The following is a 7,691-nucleotide window of genomic DNA, read 5'->3' on the forward strand; positions in this document are numbered from 1 at the left end:
CGAACAACCCGCCCATCTTTCATCTTCTAAGAACGTAATATGAAGATTACTGCTATTATTCCACTATTTGTTATGGGCTTCTCCTGCGCCGTTACAGGTCAGGCGAGGAAGAATGCCACACAGGTCCAACAGTACATTGCTAACCGCGCTCCTCTGCAGGAAAAACCTTACATCGAACTGCCACTTGGTTCCATAGAACCACAAGGATGGTTGCGCACAATGCTTGTTAATCAGAAAAACGGCGCTACCGGACAACTTGATAAGTTGTATCCACTGGTCATGAATCACAGAAATGGCTGGTTAGGTGGTGACGGCGACCAATGGGAACGTGGTCCCTACTGGATTGATGGTTTATTACCATTGGCCTACATTCTCAAAGACACCGCACTGATCGCTAGGGTAAAGCCATGGATCGAATGGTCTATCAACAGTCAGCAAGCGGATGGTTATTTTGGTCCTGCTACTGATTATCCGGCAGAACCGGGTCTGCAACGCGACAATAGTCGCGATTGGTGGCCGAAGATGGTCATGCTCAAAGTGCTGAAACAGTATTATTCTGCTACAGGCGACAAACGCGTGATTACCCTGCTGACTAACTATTTCCGCTATCAGCTGAACGAACTGCCTAAACACCCGCTTGATCACTGGTCTTTCTGGGGAAAGTACCGTGGTGGGGATAACCTCATGGTTGTTTACTGGCTGTATAACATCACCGGAGATAAATTCCTGCTGGATCTCGCAGAACTGGTACACAAGCAGACCTTCGACTATACCGAAGCTTTCCTGCATGGCGACCTGCTCCGCAGGCCATTTAGTATTCATGGCGTGAATCTGGCGCAAGGCATCAAAGAACCGGGGATCTATTACCAGCAGCATCCGGAGAAGAAATACCTCGATGCCTTACAGACGGGTTTCAAAGATCTCCGCTTTTATAACGGTATGGCCCATGGATTATATGGTGGTGATGAAGCCTTACATGGTAATAATCCCACACAGGGCTCAGAACTGTGTACCGCTGTAGAAATGATGTTTTCTCTGGAAAGCATTCTGGAGATCACCGGAGATGTGGCCTATGCCGATCATCTGGAGAAAATCGCTTTTAATGCATTGCCCGCACAGGTCTTTGAAAACTTCATAGACCGCCAGTACTTCCAGCAGGCCAATCAGGTGATGGCTACCCGCTATGTACGCAACTTTGATCAGAATCATGCGGGCACAGATGTGTGTTATGGTCTGCTGACAGGCTACCCTTGTTGTACTTCCAATATGCATCAGGGCTGGCCAAAGTTTACACAGAACCTCTGGTACGCTACAGCAGATAAAGGAATTGCCGCACTGGTATATGCACCAAGCACGGTGACTACTTATGTCGGTGAACAGACACCTGTATCTTTCAAAGAAGAAACAGCCTATCCATTCGGAGAATCTGTCCGGTTTACTTTTTCTACCAATAAGAAAACAGGTACTGTCTCTTTCCCATTCCACCTGCGTGTGCCCGGCTGGTGCAAACAGGCGACTATTAAAGTCAACGGACAGGTATTGCAGCAGGCGCCGGGTAACCAGATTGTGAAAATAGACCGTAGCTGGAAATCAGGCGATGTGGTAGAATTACAATTACCAATGCATATTTCACAAAGCAGATGGTATGAAAACACTGTATCTGTTGAACGTGGTCCGGTGACCTATGCATTAAAGATAGGAGAATCTATTAAGAAAGTAGCCGTTGAGAAAGAGGCGGTAGCATTTGGTAATGCTTATTACGAAGTGCATCCTACTACGCCATGGAATTATGCCTTGCTGGAAGTACCGGAAGATCAGCTGCAACAATGGTATGCAGTAGAGAAAAAGGATAGTCTGGTAAGCTACCCATGGAGTCAGGAACACGCGCCGATCCTGATCCGTACGAAAGCAAAACGCATTCCCTCGTGGAGTATTTATAATGAAATGACCGGTCCTGTTCCGTTCTCTATGATGTGGGGATTGGAAACAACACCGGCAGAAGAAATTACACTCATTCCATATGGTTGTACCAAACTGCGTATATCGCAGTTCCCGATGGTATGGAAGTAGCAGATATTGCGTAAAAGAGGCTGTCCCGCAATATGACGCAGGACAGCCTCTTTTCAATTTTAAATCAAAAACACGTTAATATATCCGGTTACAGGCACTTGCTTGTTAATTCCTGATTCCTGATTGACTAGATTGTGCCAATCTGCTTGGTGTTACCAAAGTCACAGGCACTGCAGCCATCCTGTCCGAAAGGACCATCTGTACCAGAACAAGCCGGGAAGTTCCAGTAAGATCTGTCGCGGAACAAAGGTCCTTTACCCGGATCGCCCCAGTTACCGCTGAAGTTAAATTCAAAGGCACTGCAGCTCATCTGTACCAGTCTGTTACCAGTCAGTACTTCATCCTGTGTACCATTCGGATTTCTATAATCACCCCAGTAAGCACACTCATAACCCGGCAAAGTGATAGAGCTGCCGAAGTGGTACATGCCATGTGCAAATTTACCTACCCATGCCTGTACTCTTGTACCAGCTGCCTTGCTTCTGTAGTCTTTGGTGTAGTAACCACCATGCTGGAAGTAAGTAACAGAAATGATACGCTGTGTAGACTGTCTGAACTGGATAACAACGTGCTCCAGGTCATAGTCATGTCCTCCCAGATTAGAGAAACAGTTTTCCTGACGTTTGTAAGCCCACCAATAGTCAATGAAGATCCTGTCAGCATCGCTTGGATGTACCTGTACATCAAAATAGGTTGGGAAATCTTTTGATCTCGGAACTGTTCTTTCAACCAGTACCAGCTTACCGCCACATGCTGCGGAAGATGGATCAGAACTGGCGAAAATGTTTTCAACAGTAGTTGGATAATCTGGTGACGCACGGTCAAATTTGATCAATGGAGCAAACTGTGTTGCCCATGCCTGAGCGCTTGTACCGCTTACCTTCGTGGAACTTTCAGAACAGGCGCATGGAGCGGCAGCTGCGACAGCAGCTACTTCCGTCTCGTTCTGCATTTTAGGCACCATTTCTTCGTCAGCTTTCTGACATTGTGTTAACAGTAATAAGCTACAGCAGCTTAACAGTAAGAGGGTCGTCTTTTTCATTTATTATAGGTTTTTAAGGAAAAACGTGGATGGTGATAACTGTCTTTCTGCTGCAATACCGGGTCAAGGATACTTATTTTCTCCGCATTTCAATTGCTGTATAAATGCTTAAAGCACTGTATGGAAATTCTTACGGTGTTAAACAGATTTGCATGCCTTATAAGGTGATCAACATGATGCTATAAGGAGAAACGGGTGGCTGCAAAATATAAAAGGGTTTGTGAGTGTATGTTATGAGAACATTAATAAAATGTCATCTTTATTCATTGTGTTACTGATAAAAGGAAAGCCGCCCGCTTTGAGCGGACGGCTGCAGGTAAATGGTTGTTTCACCCTGGATTGGAAAAGGAATGGTCCGTTGACTTTAATGGTGCGTAGACGTTTTACGTTTACTATAAATAAATTGTTCGAGAAAAAACATACATGCAGCAATAGCGATGATGCCTACACTGACCAATGGCAGTGAGCTGACGCCAAGACTTTCTAAGGCCAGTCCGCCGACTACCGGTCCGATAGCGAATCCCATATTACCAGAGGAGACAAAGAGACTGCTGGCAAATTCCGGCGATCTGGGAGCTGCACTGGTGATCAGTGTTTGTCCCAGCAGATAGCCGGAGGTCATCACAAATCCCCATAATAATACAATGGCTGCTGCAGGGTAGAATAGTCCGCTGACGAAATATAATACTACCTGTACAGCAATAATCGCTACAAAGAACTGCCATACGGAACGAACCATATTAATGCTTAATAAGCGGCCCATAAGCAGATTGCCGAATACACCGGCTACACCGAAAAGAAACATGGTCAGACTGATCGCTTTGCCGGACATCTGTACTACTTCTTTTAAATATTCAGCCATATATCCATAACTGGCAGACATGCCGGCCATGAATACGGTAACGATCGTAATGTTCCACCAGATCTTTGCATTTTTCAGAATGCCCAGCTGACTGCCAAAGGAGAATTTTTCCTTTACAGGCATTGAAGGCAGCAATATCAGGAGACTGATCAAAGGGATCAGGTTCACGATAGAACAGACAATAAAGGCTGCCTCCCATCCGTAGAGATCTGCAAAGAAAACGGAGATAGGTACACCGAGTACTGTTCCGATGCTGACACCGGAGAATACAATGGATACTGCTTTAGGCGCTTCGCTGGGCGCTACGGATTGTGCGGCTGTTGCCATCGCTACTGAAAAGAAGATCGGATGGAAGAATGCAGGCAGGATCCTTGCTATCATCAGTATCGGGAAAGAGGGCGCAATGATAGAAAGCAGGTTTGATACAATGAATATGACCAGTACACTACTTAATGCGACTTTTCTGTTGATACCTCCTGCTGCCAGTGTAATGAAAGGGCCGAAGACGGCAATTGTCAGTGCAAAAGCGGTCAGCAACCAGCCTGCAGTAGCAATGCTTACCTTGAAATGAGCTGCCAGTTGTGGCAGAATACCAATCACACCAAATTCCGTGGTGATGATACCAAAGATGCCAAAGGCCAGCAGATATACGATGTTCTTGTTAATATCTTTCTTTTTATGTGGAAGCGAAGGAGCTTCGCTGATCACTGTATGTTCCATGCTATTTGTTTAAAAGAGCTGCAAAATTCCGGTAAACGCATCAGATATCATTTGTCTCTCTTTGTGCTTTTTTTGTACAATTCTTGCAATAGCAATGGACGGCCGGCTATGGCAATTATGTATCACCACCCTGTCATACTATAGATAATCAGGCACTTCCTTTCTTTCCCGCATCACCATGATATCAAGTCCGCATCAAGTCCACCTCATGTCCGTTTCTACTTCATTTCCAATACTGAACATATAGTGGTTTACTGGTGTGCAACCAGTGGTATAAGCAGGGTAAAGCCCGTTGAAAGGGCATATTGGTCTTTGCTACCCCTTGAGTGTACCGGTACCGGCAGGTATTTGTATAAATCTTCTTTCCGGTGAATGATTTTTCATTTCAGACCAACCTTAACATAGTTAGAACTAACTATTGGCTAGTGGATTCCAGGTATTCTGACGTTTAACAATGTTCAATTATGCCAAAAATCGACCTGTCAATGTTAGGTTGATAGAATTGTACAAATTTTACGAAATGAAGGACAAGGGAAAAGCAATTATCCGATGCAATTTTGTATTACAAAATCAACGCATCATGGGAAGTAAAGAACGGATACAACGATTAAAGGACGACACCCGTCGGAATATTCTGACTGCTGCCCTCAACATCGTTAAAGAGGATGGCTGGCAAGCCTTGAACATGCGAAGAATAGCATTGGATATTGATTATACCGCTCCGGTGATCTACGAATATTTTGATAGCAAAGAGTCATTGATAGCAGAACTGACTTATCAGGGTTATGCAAAATTGTTACAAAGCGTCAGGACTGCCGGTAGTCAGATGCTTTCAACAGTGGAGCAATTACTGGCATGTGGCTCGCCTACTGGAATTTCGCGTTCACCGAAAAAGAGCTTTATCAGGCCATGTTTGGTATAGAAGTACACTGCAGTTCAATGAAAAGTGGTCATCGCAAAAGCGAAGAACTGGCCACCCTGTTCACTGATATCATCAGACAACTGGTAAAGGACAAAGAGGTGAGCGAAGAATCATCAACACCAAGTATTTCCGCATGTGGTCAGTCGTACATGGACTTATCTCTATCAATCTTGTGAATAAAGGCAAGTCTGAAGAGCTCAACCAACGTGTACTACACGAGGCCATTCACAGCACTATTACCTCAATAGCAGAGTAATTTTTTTTCAGTAGCTCTTAACAACGATAAGGACCTTAACCAAATTAGACATGAAAACAATGATTCAAAGTGCGGCTCCCTGAAACAATGAGCGCAGTACACAGGCAATAATTCAATAGCACCTATAACAGTTGGTAAAAAAACAAAAACAAAGTATCATGAAAGCAATCACTTCATTTATAACATTCTCTCTCATCGCAGCGCTGCTGGCAGCGTGTGCCGATCAACAGACTGCCGTTACAACTGCGGCACTTTCTGTACCTATGGCTACCGTTAATACCGGTAATGCCGAAACGGTTAACGAATATCCTGCAACCATTGAAGGTGAAGCAGAAGTAGAGATCCGTCCACAGGTAGGTGGTACATTAGAAAAGATCTTCGTTGACGAAGGTGCTTATGTATCCGCGGGACAACCGCTTTTCAAGATCAATGATCAGGTATACCGTGAACGTGTGAATAACGCAAACGCAGAACTTTCTGCTGCACAGGCAGCAGTTACCGCTGCACAGGTAGAGGTCAATAAGATTCACCACTCGTGCAGAACAAGGTAGTCGCAGATATGCAGCTTAAACTGCTAACAGTAATCTGGATGCCGCACAGGCCCGTGTTAAACAGGTACAGGCACTCCTGTCAGATGCTGAGATCAATCTGGGATATACCCTGATCAAAGCGCCGGCACCGGGTTACATTGGCCGTCTGAATAAAAAGGTCGGCAGCCTGCTCTCCGTAGGTGATGTACAGGAACTGACCAATCTGTCCAATATAAAGTAGTACACGTGTATTTCTCACTGAGTGAATCTGAATTTGCAGCCTTGAAAAATCAGTTGACAGGCAACAGCATTGAAGAAAAGCTGAGAAGCGCCGGCCCCGTATCACTGGCCCTGGCAGCAGGAGATATTTATCCTGAAACTGCCGGCTGGATATGGTGAATGGTGGATTTGATAAAAACAGTGGCGCTATCACCCTAAGAGCTTCTTTTGCCAATAGCAACGGATTGCTGCGCTCGGGTAATACCGGTAAGATCAGACTGACTTTCACACAGGAAAATGTGATCACTATTCCGCAGTCAGCTACTACCAGCATACAGGACAAAATATTTGTCTACACAGTAGGTGATAGCAGTAAAGTACACAAGCAACCAGTGACAGTCGTAGGACGTACCGGCAATACATTCCTGATAAAACGACGGACTCAAAAACGGAGACCGCATTGTACTGGAAGGTATTGAAGGTCTGCAGGAAGGTACACGCGTACAACCGCTGATGCCACCGCTAAACCGTAGCGCTTAAAAACTAATCACAGCAGCCATAGCAGCCGCTGAACAAGGGCGGCATTCTTCTGACAACTACCCGTAAAAAACAATACGCGCTGTTGTCCCGGGGATTGCTTTGCCCTTAAAATCCCAAAACACATAAAACTACAATCATGTTAAAGAAATTCATAGAAAGACCGTAGTGGCAACCGTAGTGTCCATTCTCCTGGTCATCCTGGGACTGTCGACTAAAACGTCTTCCATTCAGATGTTTCCGGATATTGCTCCTCCTACCGTACAGGTAAGAGCCTTCTATCCCGGCGCAAATGCCGAAACATCTTAGATCTGTCATTCCTCCGCTTGAAGAAGCAATCATGGTGTAGAAGACATGAGTTATATGAGCTCTTCTGCCACGAATGACGGTTCGCTCGTAATCAGCGTCTATTTTAAACTGGGAACCAATGCCGATCAGGCAGCGTGAACGTACAGAACCGTGTATCCTCAGCCACCGGTTTTGCTGCCACCTGAAGTTGTGCAGGCCGGTATTACCACCAAGAAAACGCAGAA

At 45.3% G+C, this 7,691-nt stretch carries 9 protein-coding genes; 7 read left to right on the plus strand and 2 right to left on the minus strand.

Annotated features, from left to right (window positions below):
- The first annotated feature begins 39 nt into the window (after nucleotides 1-39).
- Nucleotides 40-2,070, plus strand: coding sequence for a beta-L-arabinofuranosidase domain-containing protein (locus FEF09_RS23905; RefSeq protein ID WP_146307435.1), 2,031 nt, complete (start codon nucleotides 40-42; stop codon nucleotides 2,068-2,070).
- A 127-nt stretch (nucleotides 2,071-2,197) separates the two neighbouring features.
- Here the strand turns inward: FEF09_RS23905 and FEF09_RS23910 are convergent, their stop codons facing one another.
- Nucleotides 2,198-3,112 carry a hypothetical protein gene (locus FEF09_RS23910; protein WP_146307436.1) on the minus strand — a complete coding sequence of 305 codons (915 nt, stop codon included), beginning with the start codon at nucleotides 3,110-3,112 and terminating at the stop codon, nucleotides 2,198-2,200.
- 364 nt (nucleotides 3,113-3,476) lie between these two features.
- Entirely contained in the window at nucleotides 3,477-4,694 is a 1,218-nt protein-coding gene (locus FEF09_RS23915) for an MFS transporter (protein WP_146307437.1), read from the minus strand.
- Nucleotides 4,695-5,214: 520 nt separating this feature from the next.
- Between FEF09_RS23915 and FEF09_RS31795 the strand changes: the two genes are divergently transcribed.
- The 6 genes from FEF09_RS31795 (at nucleotide 5,215) to FEF09_RS33560 (ending at nucleotide 7,467) form a co-directional block, all read left to right on the plus strand.
- Nucleotides 5,215-5,616 carry a TetR/AcrR family transcriptional regulator gene (locus FEF09_RS31795; RefSeq protein ID WP_222597097.1) on the plus strand — a complete coding sequence of 134 codons (402 nt, stop codon included), beginning with the start codon at nucleotides 5,215-5,217 and terminating at the stop codon, nucleotides 5,614-5,616.
- Between the two features lie 17 nt (nucleotides 5,617-5,633).
- Nucleotides 5,634-5,792 carry a hypothetical protein gene (locus tag FEF09_RS31800; RefSeq protein ID WP_222597098.1) on the plus strand — a complete coding sequence of 53 codons (159 nt, stop codon included), beginning with the start codon at nucleotides 5,634-5,636 and terminating at the stop codon, nucleotides 5,790-5,792.
- A gap of 238 nt (nucleotides 5,793-6,030) precedes the next feature.
- Nucleotides 6,031-6,423, plus strand: a complete 393-nt coding sequence (locus FEF09_RS31805) for a biotin/lipoyl-binding protein (RefSeq protein ID WP_222597099.1) — start codon at nucleotides 6,031-6,033, stop codon at nucleotides 6,421-6,423.
- A gap of 225 nt (nucleotides 6,424-6,648) precedes the next feature.
- Complete coding sequence (locus tag FEF09_RS31810) at nucleotides 6,649-6,801, plus strand: hypothetical protein (protein WP_222597100.1); 153 nt, start codon at nucleotides 6,649-6,651, stop codon at nucleotides 6,799-6,801.
- On the plus strand, nucleotides 6,795-7,100 hold the full coding sequence (locus FEF09_RS31815; protein WP_222597101.1) for a hypothetical protein: 306 nt from the start codon (nucleotides 6,795-6,797) through the stop codon (nucleotides 7,098-7,100). The genes FEF09_RS31810 and FEF09_RS31815 overlap by 7 nt, the downstream gene beginning before the upstream one ends.
- A gap of 238 nt (nucleotides 7,101-7,338) precedes the next feature.
- Nucleotides 7,339-7,467 (plus strand): efflux RND transporter permease subunit, encoded by a 129-nt coding sequence (locus FEF09_RS33560; protein ID WP_261387714.1) that lies wholly within the window; start codon nucleotides 7,339-7,341, stop codon nucleotides 7,465-7,467.
- Nucleotides 7,468-7,691: the final 224 nt, after the last annotated feature.

This window comes from Chitinophaga pinensis (assembly GCF_007896845.1).
Lineage (GTDB): Bacteria > Bacteroidota > Bacteroidia > Chitinophagales > Chitinophagaceae > Chitinophaga > Chitinophaga pinensis_C.